18 protein-coding genes and 1 pseudogene are annotated in these 18,094 nt (G+C 67.6%); 15 read left to right on the top strand and 4 right to left on the bottom strand.

Annotated elements, in window-relative coordinates:
- Positions 1-87: 87 nt before the first annotated feature.
- Both OHA99_RS11555 and OHA99_RS11550 read right to left on the bottom strand, forming a co-directional pair.
- A complete protein-coding gene (locus OHA99_RS11555) occupies positions 88-1,095 on the bottom strand; it encodes an isopenicillin N synthase family dioxygenase (RefSeq protein ID WP_405695627.1) in 1,008 nt (335 codons plus the stop codon).
- A gap of 136 nt (positions 1,096-1,231) precedes the next feature.
- Positions 1,232-2,626 carry an MFS transporter gene (locus OHA99_RS11550; protein ID WP_194280278.1) on the bottom strand — a complete coding sequence of 465 codons (1,395 nt, stop codon included), beginning with the start codon at positions 2,624-2,626 and terminating at the stop codon, positions 1,232-1,234.
- Positions 2,627-3,008: 382 nt separating this feature from the next.
- Here OHA99_RS11550 and OHA99_RS11545 point away from each other — a divergent pair, with 382 nt between their 5' ends.
- The gene (locus tag OHA99_RS11545; protein ID WP_405695625.1) at positions 3,009-3,743 is read left to right on the top strand and encodes a TetR/AcrR family transcriptional regulator; all 735 of its coding nucleotides are present in this window, start codon (positions 3,009-3,011) and stop codon (positions 3,741-3,743) included.
- A 530-nt stretch (positions 3,744-4,273) separates the two neighbouring features.
- The gene (locus OHA99_RS11540; protein ID WP_405695622.1) at positions 4,274-5,203 is read left to right on the top strand and encodes an aminoglycoside phosphotransferase family protein; all 930 of its coding nucleotides are present in this window, start codon (positions 4,274-4,276) and stop codon (positions 5,201-5,203) included.
- Between the two features lie 48 nt (positions 5,204-5,251).
- Here OHA99_RS11540 and OHA99_RS11535 read toward each other — a convergent pair whose 3' ends face one another.
- Positions 5,252-6,496 (bottom strand): hypothetical protein, encoded by a 1,245-nt coding sequence (locus tag OHA99_RS11535; RefSeq protein WP_405695621.1) that lies wholly within the window; start codon positions 6,494-6,496, stop codon positions 5,252-5,254.
- 414 nt (positions 6,497-6,910) lie between these two features.
- On the opposite strand from OHA99_RS11535, the gene OHA99_RS11530 reads away from it, so the two are divergent.
- From OHA99_RS11530 to OHA99_RS11490, 9 genes and pseudogenes are all read left to right on the top strand, one after another.
- Positions 6,911-7,438, top strand: coding sequence for a bifunctional DNA primase/polymerase (locus OHA99_RS11530; protein WP_405695619.1), 528 nt, complete (start codon positions 6,911-6,913; stop codon positions 7,436-7,438).
- Positions 7,438-7,758, top strand: a complete 321-nt coding sequence (locus tag OHA99_RS11525; RefSeq protein WP_381497495.1) for a hypothetical protein — start codon at positions 7,438-7,440, stop codon at positions 7,756-7,758. The genes OHA99_RS11530 and OHA99_RS11525 overlap by 1 nt, the downstream gene beginning before the upstream one ends.
- 4 nt (positions 7,759-7,762) lie before the next feature.
- On the top strand, positions 7,763-8,083 hold the full coding sequence (locus OHA99_RS11520; RefSeq protein WP_405695616.1) for a hypothetical protein: 321 nt from the start codon (positions 7,763-7,765) through the stop codon (positions 8,081-8,083).
- A 372-nt stretch (positions 8,084-8,455) separates the two neighbouring features.
- Entirely contained in the window at positions 8,456-8,932 is a 477-nt protein-coding gene (locus OHA99_RS11515; RefSeq protein ID WP_153177929.1) for a hypothetical protein, read from the top strand.
- Positions 8,933-9,535: 603 nt separating this feature from the next.
- A pseudogene (locus OHA99_RS11510) lies at positions 9,536-9,724 on the top strand (IS1380 family transposase); the annotation flags it as partial.
- A gap of 259 nt (positions 9,725-9,983) precedes the next feature.
- A protein-coding gene (locus OHA99_RS11505) for an IS3 family transposase (RefSeq protein ID WP_405693772.1) occupies positions 9,984-11,188 on the top strand; the annotation gives its coding sequence in 2 pieces (ribosomal slippage) (positions 9,984-10,275 and positions 10,275-11,188; 1,206 coding nt in all).
- Positions 11,189-11,802: 614 nt separating this feature from the next.
- Complete coding sequence (locus tag OHA99_RS11500; RefSeq protein WP_153177927.1) at positions 11,803-12,141, top strand: hypothetical protein; 339 nt, start codon at positions 11,803-11,805, stop codon at positions 12,139-12,141.
- 407 nt (positions 12,142-12,548) lie between these two features.
- Entirely contained in the window at positions 12,549-12,920 is a 372-nt protein-coding gene (locus OHA99_RS11495; RefSeq protein ID WP_265592405.1) for a DUF5958 family protein, read from the top strand.
- A gap of 724 nt (positions 12,921-13,644) precedes the next feature.
- Positions 13,645-14,373, top strand: a complete 729-nt coding sequence (locus OHA99_RS11490) for a hypothetical protein (protein ID WP_153177925.1) — start codon at positions 13,645-13,647, stop codon at positions 14,371-14,373.
- Positions 14,374-14,872: 499 nt separating this feature from the next.
- Here OHA99_RS11490 and OHA99_RS11485 read toward each other — a convergent pair whose 3' ends face one another.
- A complete protein-coding gene (locus OHA99_RS11485) occupies positions 14,873-15,613 on the bottom strand; it encodes a GntR family transcriptional regulator (protein WP_153177923.1) in 741 nt (246 codons plus the stop codon).
- Positions 15,614-15,811: 198 nt separating this feature from the next.
- Here OHA99_RS11485 and OHA99_RS11480 point away from each other — a divergent pair, with 198 nt between their 5' ends.
- From OHA99_RS11480 to OHA99_RS11465, 4 genes are read left to right on the top strand one after another with little or no spacing between them, the layout of a single operon-like run.
- Positions 15,812-16,162: a hypothetical protein gene (locus OHA99_RS11480; RefSeq protein ID WP_153177922.1), complete on the top strand. Its 351-nt coding sequence runs from the start codon at positions 15,812-15,814 to the stop codon at positions 16,160-16,162.
- On the top strand, positions 16,162-17,481 hold the full coding sequence (locus tag OHA99_RS11475) for an FtsK/SpoIIIE domain-containing protein (RefSeq protein ID WP_153177921.1): 1,320 nt from the start codon (positions 16,162-16,164) through the stop codon (positions 17,479-17,481). Before OHA99_RS11480 ends, OHA99_RS11475 begins: the two co-directional genes overlap by 1 nt.
- A 10-nt stretch (positions 17,482-17,491) precedes the next feature.
- The gene (locus OHA99_RS11470; protein WP_109033430.1) at positions 17,492-17,686 is read left to right on the top strand and encodes a hypothetical protein; all 195 of its coding nucleotides are present in this window, start codon (positions 17,492-17,494) and stop codon (positions 17,684-17,686) included.
- A 34-nt stretch (positions 17,687-17,720) separates the two neighbouring features.
- A complete protein-coding gene (locus tag OHA99_RS11465) occupies positions 17,721-18,011 on the top strand; it encodes a hypothetical protein (RefSeq protein ID WP_405695612.1) in 291 nt (96 codons plus the stop codon).
- Positions 18,012-18,094: the final 83 nt, after the last annotated feature.

The raw sequence follows: 18,094 nt of genomic DNA, 5'->3' as shown, positions 1-18,094 counted from the left end.
TCGGGAAAGCCGGCCCGCCGCGGAGGTGCTGTACGGGGGAGTACGCCTCCGCGACGGGCCGGGGTCTGGAATGCGCCGGTTCCGGGGTCAGCCCGCGAACATCCTCTGGAGCTTGCGGGACATCCACTCCCCGGCGACCACGCTCGCCTGCTCGCGGCGGTGGCCCTCGCGCGCACCGGTCAGGGGGCGCATCGGTTCGATGGAGGCGTCGTGGTTGGGGAGGTAGAAGAAGGGGATGGTGAGGCGGGAGGTGGTGTCGCCGTGGGCGGGGTTGGCGACGCGGTGCATGGTGGAGACCCAGCGTCCGCCGGTCCACAGGGCCATGAGGTCGCCGATGTTGACGACGAAGCTGTTGGGGATGGCGGCGACGTCGCGCCAGGTGTCCTCGTCCTGGAGGACCTGGAGTCCGCCGCGGTCGTCCTCCTGGTAGAGGATGGTGAGGCTGCCGAAGTCGGTGTGCGGGCCGCGGCGCCACTGGCCGGGCAGGGGCGGGGTGAGTTGCGGGGGGTAGTAGTTGACGGCGACGGACGAGCCGTGGTGGTCGAACTTGTCGTCGAAGAAGTCCTCGTCGAGGTCGAGGGCGAGGGCGAACAGCCGCATGAGGTCGGCCGCCAGCTCGCTCATCGCCGCCATGTAGTCGTGCCACACCTCCCGGAAACCGGCCGGCTCCTCGGGCCAGATGTTCGCCAGTGTCCAGGTCGCCCACTGGTCGCCGAGCCGGCCGCGCGCCTCGTCGCCCAGCTCGCCGGTCACGTGCGCCGCGAAGGCCTCGCACAGGTCGGGCGGCGTCTGCTGACCGAGGCTGAGCGCGGTCGTACCTCCCGTACGTCGGTAGCCGGAGACCCCCGGCCGGTGGGCGACGAGCGCCTTCTGCGCGTCGGGGAGAGCGAAGAAGGCGCTCGTCGTGGAGAACATGCGGTCGATCAGGTCCTGCGGGACCCCGTGATCCACGATCACGAAGAACCCCGAACCCGTGCACGCCCGGTCGATCGCGGCGGCGATCGCCGCGCGTCCCCGGGGACGGTCCTTCGTCGACAGATCGACGACGGGTACGAATGCGTCGGCGGCAGTGGGGGGCGGCTGCGCCTGGTACATGGGTCTTCTTCTCCTTCGTTCGGACGGGACGGAACTGGTCGGAACCCGGGTGGGGACGGGTAGCGGCGGGACGGGACGGGGAAGGGTGAGAGGGCCCGGGGGAGGCGGGGAGCGGCCGGCCCGGGCAGGGGAGGGCCTACTGCGAGGACGCGACGGACACACCGGGCTCGGCGTCGCCGGAGCGCCCCCGGCCGAGCAGGACGACGGCCAGTGCCCCGGCGACGAGTACGCCGAAGGCCACCCACAGGGCGACGGTGTAGCCGTGCACCGTCCCGGCGTTGACGGCGTCCCGGCCCCGACCGTGGTCCTTGAGGTACGCCCCGGTGACACTGGTGGCGATGGAGTTGAGCAGCGCGGTGCCGAACGCGGCGCCCACCTGCTGCACGGTGTTGTACGCCGCCGAGGCCACACCCGCGTCGGCGTAACCCAGCTCCGCCGTTGCGAGGTTGGTCGCCGCCGCGAGCAGGCAGCCCAGACCCAGACCCGTCAGGATCATCGACGGGGTCAGGTAGAGGGCGAACACGTTGGCGCTGTCCACTTCCAGCTGGGTGAGGACGAGCATGCCGAGGGCCGAGGACAGCAGGCTTCCCGCGATCAGCACGTTCGGGGGGACCCGGCCGGTGAGCCGTCCGGCGATCACCATCGCGCCGATGGTGGTGCAGACGGCGTTGACCAGCAGCGTCATTCCCGCCTTGACGGGTGAGTAGCCCAGGATCGTCTGCGTGTAGTAGCTGACGAAGAGGTAGAAGCCGAACATCGCCACGAACATCACGCACACCGACGCGAAGGCGGTGCCGCGGGTGCGGTGGACGAGGATGCGCAACGGCAGGAGCGGGTGGCTCGTCCTGGCCTCGACCACGACGAACAGGCTCAGCAGCAGCAGCCCGCCGAGCAGCAGCGCGAGCACCTTCGGGTCTCCCCAGCCGTGCGGCTCCGCCTGTGTGAAGCCGTAGACCAGGCAGACCAGGCCGGTGACGCTGAGGAGGACGCCCGGGAGGTCCAGGTGGCGCAGGGTGCCGCTGGGACGGTCCCGCATGACGAAGGGCACGCCCAGGAGGGTGATCGCCGCCATGGGCACGTTGATGTAGAGGCACCAGCGCCAGTCGGCGTACTCGGTCAGCAGGCCGCCGGCCACCACGCCGAGGGCCGCCCCGCCGGCCCCGACCCCGGCGAAGACGCCGAAGGCCTTCCCGCGTTCGCGCCCGTCGGTGAACGTGAGGATCAGCAGGGAGAGCGCGGCCGGCGCCAGCAGGGCCGCGAAGACTCCCTGGCCGGCACGGGCGGCGAACAGCATGCCCGAGGAGTTCGCGGCTCCTCCGACCGCGGAGGCGGCGGCGAATCCGACCAGGCCGAGCACGAAGGAACGGCGATGGCCGAGGGCGCCGCACACACGACCTCCGACCAGCAGCAGTCCGCCGAAGGCCAGGGCATAGGCGGTGATCACCCAGTGCCGGTTGGCGTCCGACATCCCGAGGTCCTGCTGGGCCGAGGGAAGCGCGATGTTCACGATGGTCGCGTCCAGCACGACCATCAGCTGGGCGAGACTCACGACGGGCAGGGCCCACCAGCGTTGGGGGGACGGAGAAGGCGTCGTCAGGTCCTGTTGCTTGATGTCTGTCACAGTCACTCGCACTATGGTCGGGATACTCGAACGTTGGTCTAGTGAGGGGTGACCCTACTACAACTCAGCGCGACGGAGCGGGTCGAAAGTGCTGCCCCAACCCCCTCGGACGGCGCCCCGGAAGGGGTGGAAACACCAGGTCGGAGAGGGTGTGTATATCTTTTGAGAAAGTGTGGATGCGGCTTGAGCGGGGCGCACCGTCCGCCCGGTACGTGCATCGGCCGGGACGTGCGGGACTCCGGTGCACGACGGGCGGTGCCTCGCATCCGGGTCGAGCCGCGTGAATGTGGAGGTGAGCGTCATCGCGGGCAAAGAGCGTGTGCACGGTGGGGCCGGCGGAGGAGCCGGCAACGTCTGGCTGCGGGAGGCGCGACAGAAACAGGGCGAACCCCCATTGACGCGGGCCCGGATCATCGAGGCGGCCGTCGCGCTGCTGGACGAGGAGGGCATGGGCCGGCTGACCATGCGGCGGCTGGCCGAGCGGCTCCAGGTGGGGGCGACGACGCTCTACTGGCACGTGGCGACCAAGGACGACGTCGTCGACCTGGCCGTCGACGCCATCTTCGGGGAGGCCGGCGTCCCCGGCCACGGCACCGCCAGCCCGCGCGAGGACATCGCCGCCCTCGTCCACGACTGGCGCAGGGCCATGCTCCGCCATCCCTGGGCCGCGTCCCTGCCGGCCCGCCAACGACCCCTGATGGGGCCGAACTTCCTCGCCTGGATGGAGCTGCTGCAGTCGGCGCTGGTCCGCGCCGGCCTGACCGACAAGCGCCTCAACGCCGCGACCTGGGCGCTCTACAACCACGTCATGGGCGCCACCGCCGCCCAGTCCAGCCTCCGCCTCTCCGCCGAGGAGACCCGCCTGGGCCAGGAGTACCTGGCGAGCCAGAGCGACCGCTACCCGACCGTCGCCGCCAACAACTACATCGCCGACGACGACTGGGACGCCAGCTTCGACCTGGGCCTCGGCTTCCTCCTCGCCGGCTTCGAATCAAGCCCTCAACCACCCGACCGGGACCGGTCCTAGAGGGCCGCTCGGATCGGGGCGGCTCCAGGCAACGGTGCCTAGTCGCCGACCCGAGGCCGCTCTCGTCGACCTGACCCGCGACAGAATGACGCTCTGTCGGACGGCCCGGGTCCGGAACATGCCGGGGCCTGTCCGGACACGGAACGCCCGATGCCCGTTGCCGTGATCGTCGACGAGATCGCGGACCTCTTCCTCGCCGTGCCGGTCAGCGCGTCGGCTCCGACCCCGGCCCTGGCACCACGGCTCTGCGGGCGCAGCCGGGCGCACCCGACCACATCCGCCTGCACATACGCGAAGACCCCGACTTCAGCGAACTCGCTGACGGCGGGGTCTTTGGACACTTCCTGCGAAGTGCCCCCGGCAGGATTCGAACCTGCGCACACGGCTCCGGAGGCCAGGTGAGAACGAGCGGCACCCCGTGCCCTGACCTGCGGCGGAGCCTTCTTGCGGCTGAAGCCTGAGCAAGATCATCACGCTCCTATTACGCGGGCGACCTGTCAGGCGGTGGGTCCGGGCCGTATCGTCGAAGCATGATCTCGGGCAGCAGCGGGGGAGCGGGCGGCAACAGCGCGGAGTTCACCGCGGAGACACTGGCCCCCATCCTTCGAGAGGCCTGCTCGTCGGCCGGACTCGACTCCAGTGGAGCCGAGTTGCTGCGCTTGGGGTCGAACGCGGTGTACCGCCTGCCCTCGTCACCCGTCATCGTGCGTATCGCACGTGATCCGTCGGTTCGCGCGGAGATGGACCGGGCGGTGAAGGTGGCACGCTGGCTGGAGACCGAGAACTTCCCCGCCACGCGGGTGCCGGCGCGGGTTGCTCAGCCGCTCGTCGTCAGCGGCCGAGTGGTGACCTTCTGGGAGAGCGTCCAGGAGAACGAGGAGTACGCCACCGTCGGCGAACTGGCCGACCTGCTGCGCCGCCTCCACTGGCTCGAAGAGCCGGAGTCCCTCGGCCTGCCGTACTTCGATCCGCTGGCCAAGCTGACGGCGTCCCTCGAAGGACTGGACGGCATCGCGGGGGAGGACCGCGAGTTCCTGGAGGCGCGAGCAGCGGTGCTCGCCAAGGACTACGACCGCCTGGACTTCGTTCTCCCCTTCGGGATGATCCACGGAGACGCCAACATCGGGAACGTCCTTCGCCACCGGGACGGCCACGCGGTCTTCATCGACCTGGACGGCCTCACACTCGCCCCACGCGAGTGGGACCTGATCCTGACGGCGCTCTACTACGACCGCTATGGCTGGCACTCGAAAGCGGAGTACGCGGAGTTCGTCCACCGGTACGGCTTCGATTTGATGAACTGGCCTGGCTACGAGACCCTGGCTGACCTGCGAGAGCTGATGATGGTGGCGTGGCTCGGCCACCAGGTCGCTACCAGCGAGCGCTCCGTGGATGAGTTCGGCCGGCGTCTGCGCGCGCTACGGACGGGCGGAAGCCGGAAGGACTGGCGGCCCTTCTGAGTGCGTTGCCCGGTCCGGGTGACTGCCTGCCTGCTGTCCAGCGTCTCTTCAGGCGCTGGCCACTCTGCCCGTCGCCTGCCACAGCCGGTGCTCCGCTGCTACCTGGCGGAAGTCCTGGGTGGCTGTGCTTTCCACCAGGGAGAGGTTCTGCCCGAACTCGGCGAGATAGCTGACGCACCGGGCCGACTTGAGCTGTTCCCCCATGTCGAGCGCATCGAGGGCCACGCGGCACGCCTCTTCGACGTCCCCGGCTCGTAGGTGGGCGTCGGCGAGGACCATGGTCGCGAAGAAGTCGCTGCGCACGTGGCTGCCGCTCATCGCGTTCTCGGCATGGGTTACCGCATGGCGAGCCCTGTTGACGTCACGGAAGCAGTGGGCGGCCTCCGCGGCAAGCTCTGCCGCGTCGAAGTAGCTGATCCATTCCGGCTCGTCTCCGCTGTTCCGGCTCTCAAGGGCTCTGGTCGCCGCGCTCAAGGATGCCTCGCAAGCAGCAACATCGCCGGTACGGGCGAGGGCGCGGGCTTCCATCGCATGGAACTGAGCCCGCAACGTCGGCGTGGCCACGGCGGAAATGCCCATGAGCGCCGCACGGGCGAGAGTGGCGGCCTGGGTGTACCGCCCCAGGAACGTCGCCTGGTGACTCATTGCTGACAGGATGCTGCCCGCCAACCGGCGGTCGTTGGCGTCCTGGGCGAGTCGGAGTGCCTGGAGAAAATATCGCTGGGCGAGCCCATGGTGACAGGCGTCGTACGACATCCAACCGGCCAGCAGGGTGGCTTCCGCGACGGTGGAGAAGAGGGCTCGGCCTACCTGCTCGGTGTACCGGCCGCGCAGCAGTGGTGCCACATCGTTGCTGAGGTACTGGATCACCGAGTGGCGCGCGTGGTCTCCGCCGAACTGGTCGTCGAGCTGAGCGAACATGTCGGCTGTGGTCTTGACGGCGGTCACGTCACGGAGACCGACGCGTGTTCCCTCGGTGCGTGGGCGAGGGATGCCCGGCTCGGGCGCGACCAGCCACCGCAAGGAAGCCTCATTCCATGCAGGCTCGGACGGCTCCGCCGAGATCAGAGGGTCGTACTGGTTGAGATCCGCGCGCCACAGTTGGCTGACCGTCTGAATGGCGTCGTCCGGGCTGGCGGGATACGCAGCGTCGAGTACGGGAGCGTCCTTCGCTTCTCCGACACTCAGACCGAGCTCCGCCGCACCCACCGCGAAGACATCGCAGAGCAGCGGACCATAGAAGTCGTCGGGCGAGCTGTGGCCGTTCTCCCAACTGGCAATGCGGCGCTTCACGCTGGTGTCCGATGGCAACTGATGCCCACGTTGCCCGGATATCCGACGCAGTTCACTGACCAGTCGCGGCTGGCTCCAGCCCCGACTGGTGCGGGCCTCTCGTAAGCGGACACTGGTCGGCTTCATGGAGACGTGACCCTTCACTCCCGTGCGCATGCGCCGGCGTGGCAACTCGACCTGTCCGACCGAATGTACGCGCTGGTGATCGCTTCTTGCAGGCAGAAACCGGAGATCGTTTGCACCTGCCGACCTGACGGGGGATGACGTGACGTGTGTGGATGTATCATCCCCCGTCACCCCTCGTCATCTGCCCAGGCCATGTACCGGGCCATGAGTCTGGAGGCACGGCGGCATTGGGCCGCAAGGTACTCCGACTGAGGGTGAGACGACGTGCAAAGGATGACCAGGCGCGGCATGGAATGGCTGTCCGAAGCCACGGACGACCCGGCCCTGCGCCGGGAGATCTGGGCGGACGATCCCCGCAGGCCCAGTCTGGTGCCGACCGGCCGCCTCTTCGACGTGCTGAGCGTCGAAGAGCGCCTCGGGCTGGAGATGTTCGACCGTCTCCAGCGCAGCGGCATGCCTTTCGGACCGTCGGTGGCCGATCGCAAGGCCCAAAGGGTCGGCTTCCTTCTCGGCTCGGACAGCCGCGAGACCTTCACGTTCTACCTCGGACGGGAAACGTCGTCTCCACCGCCGTTCCGCTACCTCGGCGACGGCAGTGCGGTCGTCGTACCCGGCCCCATTCCTCTGTCCGATGACCGCTACCAGTGGCTCCGCGCCCCCACGCGCCGACCGGAGGCAAACCCCCTACGCCCGGTTGCCCTGGCAACCGCGCTGGTCGCGTCCGGAGAACTTCTCGCCAGGATCGATCGCTTCGACGAGATGTACCCCACCCCGTACGAGGCTGTCGCTGCCCTTCCCGAGAAGACAGACCGCTGATGCCGAACGAGCCGACCGACGGCCGAGACGCTGCCGCGTGGTCGCCCCTCGACAGTGACGGCTGGTACGCGGCCCGAAACGCGACCACCGCATTGCGAGACATCCTCGTACGCGCGGGCCTGGAGAGGGACTTCCCTTATTTGCGCGCCGAGTTGAACGCCTTCGGACATGGCCTCGTCGAGCTGGGTCGGGTGTCGCCCGAGACGGCCGAACGCCTCGCAGAACTCCTCCGCCTGGCGCTGGCGAGCGGCTTCGGCAGAGACCACGCCAGCACCGACACTGCCCCAACCACCGTCCAAGAACACAAGGGAAGGAACTGACACGATGACCGACCGGCGAGGAGTGGTGGCCAAACGGGCGGAGAACTTAGCTCCTGACGTGCCCTACGTCCGCGGCTGGAACCGCGCCCGACGAGGCGCCGGCGCCCTGGCCGATCAGCTGGTGCTACTCAGCCTGGACTCCGACTTCCCCGGCTTGGTGGCGGACGTGAACGTCGCCGGTGACGGACTGGTGCACCTCGGGTCCGTCCGGCCTGAAGCGGCCGACCTGCTTGCGGGCCTGATCGCGGCAGGACTGCAAGCTGAGCTGCATGATGTGGCGGCCGGAGCGTTTCCGGCCACTCGACGGCGAACACCTGCGGCCTGATCCGCTTCTTGAACGCAGTTGACCGTGGTCTGAGCGTGCTCCCGCGATCAACTGCTCTGGCCTCATACGTCCACCTTCTGTGAGTGGTGCCGTATGAGGGCCGTCGCTATCCCGAACCACATGGTCGGCCTGCCGCTCGGCCGGGACCGGCGCCCCAGCGCCGCAGCCCGGACGAACGGCAGACCGTGGGAGACATCAGCTTGGGAAGCTGCGATCATTTGCGGCCGGTTCTTACGTGACCTGGCTGATGGCTAACCAGCGCCCTCGCCGGAGCCGCTGGCTTTCACCGTGATTCCCCGTTGTTCCCCGCTCGATCTGGTGCGCTTGTGGTGCGGGGCCGACAGACAGCATGGCAATGGCTACAGTCGGTCTATGCAGTGGATCACCTTGATCAGCACCATAGTTGGCGCGGTGATCGCCACAGGATCCGCCATGCTTCTCGACCGTCAACGGTGGAAGCGAGAGTGCTTGGATCGCGAGACGCAAACGCTCCGCACGCTATATGGGGACTACCTGGCCGGGCTATCTGAAGCCCGTCACGCCTGCGGCAACGTCGCTCGGGACTCGGACATGGAACCCTCGATGCGCCGCATCACGGCTCGCGAAGCGTTCGGGCAGTGCATCGGCTTGAGGTACCAGATGACCATCAGTGCACCCAGTCGCGTCGTAGAAGCTTCGGAGGATGCTTTCCGCCGTCTGCGTGACCTTCGGGATCGGGTGATGGAGGGAGTCCTGGTCACCGATCCCGTGTACCTGGCGGGGCGCCGAACTTACGATGATGCCCTTGCCGTGCTTCGGGCACGCATGAGAGAGGACCTGGATCTAGGTGAAGACGGCACTGCACCCTGACCTTGGGAAGCTTGGGTTTTTCGGCTGCGGTTGCTGCGCTGACCTGCGACCGGGTGGTATTGGAGTGCTGGTCACACCCGGGGCGAGGTTCCGCTGTTCTACGCGATTCCCTGCAGGATCTGACACGTAGATGGCACGGTGTCTAAACCTCGAGCAGCCCTTGGCGGAGCTGGGCCCAGGAGTGTCTGAGTCTCAGCCGCCGACAGTCCGCAACGATGGCGGGTCAGCCGACTGTGCTGGCGCGCAGTCGCCACGGCAGATGCAATGGGTCGCGCCTAGCGTGATGACCTCTTCGTCCCGAAGCAACTTAAGGGAGGGCACTGCCTTGGGCTGATCTGGCTCTCACCTGGTGCAACGGTCCACAGGCGTCCGCGGTCGTGCGCCGCTGTTCGTCTGCGGTGTCACGCAGTTAGACACGCACTCGGAAGGCGGACCTCCAGGAAGGCGCGCTGCGTGGCTTCGACGGGGGAGCCTGCTGCTTGCGGCAGATGGCTAAAGGCCGTGGGTTCGCATTTTCCGAAGGGTGCTCGTAGCCGAACTCGCGGGTGGTGCACCCAGAACGGTACCGGAACGGGCTCGGGTTCGTCCGAGCCCGCCGAACCGAGGGCCGGGCACCCCGCACGGCTGCGATCAACGCTGGCGCGGTGGCGGGATTTGCGGCTGTTCTGCGCAGCCGCTCAGCTCGTCACTACCGGACGCCGCCGCATTCTCCGCGTCGCCAAGCACTGGCCCTGGACCAGCGTGATCACCGATGCCCTGCAACGGCTCGCGGCCCTGCCAAACCCTGGTTGACCAGCAACTTCCCGTCTCTGCGAGCACGCCACCCGACCGGAGCCGTGGAACCCGGCGCCCACCCGACGCGTCAGCCGGGCCGCCAGCCTGCACGCCTGCAGAAAACCTTCGCCCCGAGCGGGCCGAGAGGGCCCGTCAGCAAGCTGACGGGCCCTCATGCAAGATCGAGGTTAGGGCAAGGTTAGGGCCAACAGGGCCTTGACCCCTGATGTTGAACACACGAGACACTGGATCCTGAGGATCTGAGAACGGACATCTCGTGGTGATGAAGAACTACCCGCCGGAGTTCAAGGCGGACGCGGTCGCGCTGTACGAGTCGCGGCCGGAAGCGACGATCAGGTCGGTCGCAGCCGATCTGGGGATCAACCCGGAGACGCTTCGGAACTGGGTTCGGGCGGCCGGCGCGAGTCGTCCTCGGGGACGCCGGACGCATGAACCGGCCCAGCCGCCGGCCCCGCTGGAAGCGGAGAACGCGGCCCTGCGCAAGAAGGTCCGCGAGCTGGAGGAGGAGCGCGAGATCCTGCGCAAAGCGGCGAAGTATTTCGCCGGGGAGACACGCTGGTGAACCGCTTCCAGTGTGTCGCCGACCTCCAGCGCCGTTACGGCGTGAAGCGGCTCTGCAGCATCCTCGGCGTCAGCCGCTCGAGCTTCTACTACTGGCGCCGGACGGTTGCGGACCGGGCGGCCCGGCAGGCGGCCGACGCGAAGCTGGCCGCCCGGATACAGGCCGTGCACCGGGAGTCGGACGGCACCTACGGGGCCCCGAGGATCACAGCCGAGCTCCGTGAGGAGAACGGCGAGGCGGTCAACCACAAGCGCGTCGCCCGAATCATGCGGGCGTCCGGGATCGAAGGGATCCGGTTGCGCCGCCGGCACCGCACCACCGTCCCCGACCCGGCCGCCGCCAAGGCGCCGGACCTGATCGGCCGCGATTTCACCGCCCAGAGGCCGAACGCGAAGTACGTCGGTGACATCACCTACCTGCCCATCGACGGCGGGAAGTTCTGCTACCTGGCGACCGTCATCGACCTCGCCTCACGGCGCCTGGCCGGCTGGGCGATCGCCGACCACATGCGCACCGGTCTCGTCACCGACGCCCTGGCCGCGGCGATCCGCACTCGCGGCAGCCTCGCCGGATCGATCATGCACACCGACCACGGAGCCCAGTACACCAGCAGGGCATTCGCCGAAGCATGCAGGTCAGCAGGGGTGCGGCGAAGCATGAGCGCGGTCGGCTCCAGTGCGGACAACGCGCTTGCCGAGTCGTTCAACGCGACCTTCAAACGCGAGACCCTGCAAGGACGAAAGAGCTGGCCCGACGCGCGCGAAGCCCGACTCGACGCCTTCCGATGGCTGAACCGCTACAACACCCGACGCCGACACTCCCGCCTCGGACAACGATCACCGATCGCCTTCGAGGACGCCCTCCAACTCACACCAACTACGCTGGCACCAGCCGCATAACCCGTGTTCAGGATTCGGGGTCAAGGCCCACATGCCAAACATGCCTTTGAGGTTGCCGAGGGTACGGCTCAGGTGATCTTGCCTGCGTCAGATCGAGCTCGCTGCTGCGGGAGCCGTTTGAGTTGTGCGAGTGTCTATGCGCTTGACGAATTGAGGGGGGACCAGTGGCTAACGAACCGCAGAGGCGGGACCGGTTACGTCTCGCGCGGCAACGGCCGGCGCCGAACCACGTCCGAGTACGGCTGCGTGAGGAACGCCCCGAGCAGCAGCCCGAGACTGGGGCCTCACGGGCACGGAGGGCTTGGCAACGCATACGGCGGGCCAGCTGGGCGCACGCCATCACGGTCACTGGGACAGCGCTCGCTGCCGTCGCAGCTATCGGAGGGCTTTGGGCCCAAGCCGTTGCCTCGTACTGGAGTCAGCAGACGGCAAAAGATCAGCTATCCCAGTCCAAAGAGGAAAGTGTTCACCAGACGCGAGATCAAGCATCGAAAGTAACCTTCTGGGTCGAGCATCCGGCAGGGCGTCGAGAAAACGTGAAGCTCCATGTTCTGAACAGGTCGCCTGACCCGGTCTCCGAGGTTCATATGGTGCTTCGCGTCTTTCGCGGGGACGTGGCCCCCGACGAGGGGGAGGAACAACTGTGGGTGCTGGACTTGGCCAACCTGGGCCCGTGCGCCGAGACCGTGTACCTGGCGCCCAAGATGCGGTTGCAACAGATCCCCCGCAACGACATCGCGTCTCTGGATGAGTGGCCCAAGCTTTCCGATCAGGGTTTCTGGGAAGTTGATTCTATGTATTTCGTCGACAGCAGTGGGGGAGGTTGGATCCGTACGGCAGAAGATCTGAATGAACGCTCATCACCCCCGGTTGATGATCTGTTTAGCAATATCATTTGGTGGAACGATGAGGAAGTAAACAAGGCTGGCCTGTGTGAGGGCGAGAGCAGGTAACGGAGCCCACGGCGTCATGCGTGTGTCATTTGGTGCGCTGACAGGGGTGCCGGTTTCCTACTCGGGTGCTGGTCTCGGTGCCGGCCCCGCATTGCGGAGGTTGTACTCGATGAGTCCGGGTTGGTCGATGGTGCCGGTGTAGCACAGGGCCCCGCCGACGGACAGCCCGAACAAATCGCAGATGCGGCGAGGGTCGCCGCCGGTGGCCTCAGCCTCGTGGAGGAGGCGGTCCTCTCGGAGTCGACTGGTGGGTATGCCGAGCACGTCGTTGATCCAGACGGAGCTGACTGGCTCCACTCCAGTGCCATCAGGGCGCGGGAGACCGTGCTGCCCACGGGTCACCGTGCGCGTACCGTCGGTCTGGACCGTGGGGGTGGAAGTCTGTGCTGTGCGCACACGAGGTAATCTTGAACGAACTCGCACAAGGGCTCAGATCTGTCGACGAGGGCGTCGAGTGGTTCAAGGGTCTCTCAGAGGGTGACCAACGCAAGGCCCTGCACGCATTGGTGCTGTTCTGCGGACAGGCCCGCGCCTGCGAAGAGGACGTCCCCGAGAGCATCGCGCGCTCCGGCATCCGTCCTACTCACACGCCGGCAGTGATGCTCACGAAGTGGCACTTCGGAATGGAAGCACTCCCGGCCTACGAACTAATCAAGTCCTTCCGCTTGCTCGTCGCCCTCTTCAGCATCGCCGACTCCCGCAGGCGGGCGCTGCACTGTGTCGGCGGATGTGGTCACGCGTGGCACAACCTGCCGGATCTGCCCCGCGACGCATCCTGAGATGTCTTCTTGCCCTGGATCTTGGTGAGCTGGGTTTTCGCTGCTCAGGAGCGGTGGGCTCGTGTGCCTGGTGGTCGTGGTTGGTCATCATTGGCCACTGTTGAGCAACCTCGGACGGCCCAGAGACGGCCCAGCCCTGCCGCACCTGACTGACGTCCGGTGCCTTCAGTCCGCCCTGCCTGAGCCTCAGCCGACAACAGTCAGCCACGACGGTGGGCACGCCGACCGACCAGGCGCGCGTGTGCCTCGCTGCACCCCCACCGCGTTGCCGGCACCGTCGACCAGAGCAAGCTACGACGGTCAGCACGTGCTGACGGTGTTTGAGCCTTCACCTTGGGAAGCTCAGGTGATCTAGGGGGAGCTGGGCGGCTGAACTGCGCAGTAGTGGACTGGTCGGCCCGGACGCCGATGCCCCGCTTCCCGCCGTTCCCCGCGGCTCCCCGACCGACCTGGCACGGACCTGAGTGGTGAGGCAGCCGACCTTTGTCGCACCCCGGGCCCCGGCCTTTACCGTGCGGACGACCTCACCACTGATCAGGCTATGCCTTCTGATCCGTAGCTCTATGTGGGCCGGTCAGTGACGGTCATACCGGTCGCGTGACGGCCATACCAGGATGGTGTCATCTAGGGCCGGTTGCTGTGGTTGCTGTACTTCCCTGCTGTACGGCTACCCCTGCACGGAAACGGGATGTCCTCCGTCAGCTCAGTGCCTACAGTCAGCCTTGTGAGCAAGAAGACAGAGGGTGATGTAGCCAGAGGTCTGGGGCAGGTCGCTGCGGCAAGTACGGGTGCAGCCGTTGGTGTAGCGGTCGGCGGTCCCGGGGGAGCGCTTGTTGGTGCCGCAGTCGGGCCAGTCCTAGCCACTGGCTTCGAGATGGCTGCTGATCGGATTGCAGCGCACCGCGCGGCCAGGCGCGGCGAACTGATGAGTGAGGTCACTCGTGTCCTCGGTATTGAGGCAAACGAGCTTCAGCAGCGGCTCCTTGCCGATGAGAGGTTGCTTGAGCTTGCCGGTAGGGTCGTGGGCGCTGCGCAAGACATCTCACTCGCCCAGAAGCGGCGGGCGCTCTCCCGTGCTCTAGCTGCGGCGGTTGCAGACCCGACGCCCGCACGCCTCGACATCTGGGAGCTTCTGCAGGCAGCCATCCGAGAGATCGATGCCCCCCACATCAGATTCCTTCATGTGATCTCCTCTGCGGCCCCGTTGCCTCAGCCTCCTGAGAAACCTGTGGACGGTGTGCGGTACGGCATGACCTTGGAGCAGGTCTGCGAGATCGACTCCGGTCTGGGACTGGGAGGGCATGCGATCTTGCAGAAGCTTCTCTCTCTTGGGCTGATCGAAAGCTCGCTCCATGGCGTGCTCTGGAGCGGGACTCACCGGCCGTACGCTCTCTCTGGCCTGGGGCAACGCTTGATGACGCTACTGGAATCGGACAGCCCACCAGCCTCGTAAGTTGACTTCAGAGGCGATTTCTCGGCAGGTGCCCACTTCCTGCACCCACCACTCACCCCGGCTCCCATCCCGTACGCCGTCGACCCACACACCGTGGAGCGGGCGTGGTTCAGGGGCGTCAAGGCGGAGCGCGCCACTGTACGAACGACCTTGACGCCCCTGGGCCGCGTCTGCTCGGCTCTGCCTGGGTCGACGGTGTACGGGATGGGAGCACTCCACGCGCGCCCCAACGCGCTCGCAGTCGGCGACGGCGCCCCCTCCCCCCGGTGCCGGCCGATCCCCCGCCGGAGGCATCGTCTTTGACCGCAGGTCGCTCTATGCGGTGATCGCCTCATGGCTTCCGGCCCTATCCACATGTGGGCGCGCGTCGGCGCAGCGCGGGCGGAGCGGGCCGAAGGCAGGAGCGTCGCCCGGAGTGGAGCCGGGAAGCGCGCCCGGCGGAGCGGAGCGCAGCCGGGGCTTGATGACGTAGAGAAAGTCTGAGCCAACTCGGCTTTAGCTACAGCTTGAACGAGAGCTCCAGCTCGTCGCCTGGAAGGTGGAACTCCTCCAGGGCGAGGGGCTTGTCCGACTCGGCGAGAGTCACGCGGATCACGTGCAGCAGTGGAATCCCGTCGGACAGACGCAGGGCTTGGGCCTGGTCCGGCAGGGGCATGCGGGTGCGTACGTACTCCGTGAAGTGGAGTTCGTGGCCCAGGTCGGCGAGCGCGGTGTAGAGCTCCAGCGCTGGTGGCGGTGCCTCTTCTTCGTACTTGGTGTCGACGAGTACTGAGAACGGCACGTAGGTCCGGTGGAGTTGGCGCAAGTGGCCGTGGTCCGCGGTCTGTAGGGCGTCGTACGTGAACATCGGCTCGCCCGGCGGGATGCGGAGTAGGTCCGCCAGGGCTAGCGGGGCATCGGTGCGGGTGGCTACCGGTGGTTCGGCGTCCGTCCAGCGGATGCCGTCGGCCTCGACGTAGCGGCCGTCCGGAGTGCGGCGTACGCCGCGAGGGCGCGTGTGGCTGGGTCGGCTGTGGGGGGAGCGGGCGAAGGTGCCTCGGCCCATGATGGCCTCGACGAGACCTGACGCCCGTAGCTCGCTGAGCCCTTGGCGGACTGTGGGGCGCGTCACGCCGAACTGCTTGGCCAATGCCTCTTCTGAAGGGAGCGGTTGGCCGGCGGGGAAGGTGCCGTCCAGGATGCCCTCGCGCAGGTAGTCGGCGATCTGCCGGTACTTCGGCTGCGTGTTCTTCGGCGGCATGCGGGGCCCTCCGTGGCCGGTGCTTGCTCGGCTGTGCGTCTTCGTAGACAACTTGTCCACGTTCGTGGACAGCTTCGCTCATGGCCATGCCGGTTGACAACCCGTACTACGGGTGGTCACTCTTGTCTCGTCACCCGTACTACGGGTGGTCTAGCAACCCGCAGGATGGTCCTGTGGGAGCAGAGAGGAGAACGAAGAGTGGCAAGCCTTCCGATCGACACCGCGAAGTACACGGGGATCATCTGCGCCGTACCCCCGACTCCGCGGGTCGCCAACCGTGAGACCGGTCAGCTCCGCGTCGACCGTGAGACGGGCAAGACCGTGTATCAGGTCGGCCTCTGCCTGATGGCGGGAGCGTCGGCCGACGTCGTGAACGTGAGCGTGGCCGGGGAGCCGGCCGGTGTGCAGCTCGGTATGCCGGTGGTTGTGCGGGACCTGGTCGCCACGCCGTGGGAGAACGACGGACGGCACGGGGTTGCGTTCCGTGCGGCGGAGATTCGGCCCCTGAGCGCTCCCGCCACTCCGGCGGGTAAGGGGTCCGGGCAGTGATGAAACTGGCCTCCGCCGCTTCGGTCGGTGTGACCTGGCCGAGTTGGGTTCTGGTGGTGGCCGCAGTGCTGGTGTCGGGTCTGCTTCTGGCGGGCCCGGCCCTGCGCCGCCGCTCTCCCGTGGCCTGGTGGTTGATATGCGGCTTCCCGGGCGTGGCCTGCCGGGTCGTGCATACCTGGCGGCCCCTCATGGCCGGTTGCGGGCTCGCTGTAAGCCGTCGGCCGGCGCTGACCGTCGTATCCGGACTCGTCGGCAAAGGGGCGCCACCGCCACAGCCGCGGGTGCCTCGGCGAGGGCTCATCCGTCCGACCGCTGGCGGATTCGTGCTGCTCGTGCGGTTGCTGCCGGGCCAGGTGCCGGAGCAGTTCGTCAAGGCTGCTCCTGCCATGGCAGAGAACTGGCAAGTGCATGTGGTGCGAGTGAGTGCCTGGAAACCGGGGGTCGTGCGGATCGTCGTCTCGGCAGCCGACCCGTTGGCCGATCCCCGGGTGCCGAAGCAGCGAGGGCCCGGCCACCTGCTCCGCGTGACCGTGGGAGCCCTGGAGACCGGGGCCGCGTGGGTGGTCGACCTGCGACGTGTGCCGCACTGGCTGATCGTCGGGGCCACCCGTTCCGGGAAGTCGACCCTGATCAACGCCCTCGTGGCGGGTTTCGCCCCGCAACCCGTCGCCCTGGTCGGCATCGACTGCAAGGGCGGCATGGAACTGTCCCTCTACGAACCGCGTCTGTCCGCCCTCGCGACGAACCGGGAGCAAGCCGTCCGGCTGCTGGCTGCTCTCGTCGACCTGACCCTCGACCGGATGACGCTCTGCCGGGCGGCTCGGGTCCGGAACATCTGGGGCCTGTCCGACAAGAAACGCCCGGTACCCGTCGTCGTGATCGTCGACGAGATCGCGGAACTCTTCCTCGTAGCGAGCCGGAGCGAGAAGGAGGAAGCGCATGCGGCCAGTACGGCGCTGATCCGACTCGCCCAGCTCGGGGCAGCACTCGGAGTCTTCCTCGTCGTGGCCGGTCAGCGCGTCGGCTCCGACCTCGGACCCGGCGTCACGGCTCTGCGGGCGCAACTGGGCGGACGGGTGTGTCACCGCGTGGCCGACCCCGGTACGGCCGAGATGGCGCTTGGCGACCTCAACCCCGACGCGCTGAAAGCGGCGCAAGCCATCGTCCCGGAACAGGCCGGTACAGCCGTCCTCGCCTCCGGCGACGGATGGGAACGCGCCCGCTCCCACCTGATCACGGAAGGAGAGGCGGAAGCAGTCGCCGCCCAGTACGCGCACCTGACTCCTGTCCTGTCCGAACTTCACGTCGAAGCGCAGTGAGGGGTCTGCCGTGCTGGTGTCCATGTCGGCCGTTCTACTGCTCGGCCTGCTGATCTGGTTCCTCCTGCGCATCCGGTACCTGCGGTGGGCCGACGCGCTGCTCTGCGGAGCCTTCGGCTTCCTGCTCTCCCGGACTGTCGCCGCGCCCGTGGTTCAGGGCCTCCTCGACGGCGTGAACGGCTTCCTCGGCCAACTCCGCTTCTGAACAACCCCAGCACTCACCAGACAGGGGGCTTCCTGTGTCCGAATACGTCATCCGCTCCGGTGACCGCGCCGCATTCCCGGCCGGTCTGCGGGAGCTGGTCGACTTCCTGACCGCCAATCCGGCCGTCGCCGTCCCGCGTCACGCGTCCGTCGTCGTCCTGGTCGACGCCTCCGGCTCTGCCGCTCGCCGTGCCGGCGTGGAGTTCGTCGCGTCTCCGCTCGGCGTTCCGGTGGAGGACATCGGTCGGGGCTACTTCGACGCGCGCCGCGCCTTCGGCCCGATCTCGTACGGCGCCGTCGGGATCCCTCCCGAGGAGCGGAAGTGACCGCCCGTACGACGGGCTCCCGACGGGGCGCGAAGTCGCCAAACCCGACCCCGTCAGGAACCCACTCCATCCGCCACATGAGC

The sequence above is a fragment of the Streptomyces coelicoflavus genome, assembly GCF_045041415.1.
Classification (GTDB): Bacteria; Actinomycetota; Actinomycetes; order Streptomycetales; family Streptomycetaceae; genus Streptomyces; species Streptomyces coelicoflavus.
Note: the sequence above shows the minus strand (reverse complement) of the source record. Positions and strands in the feature narration are given on the sequence as shown.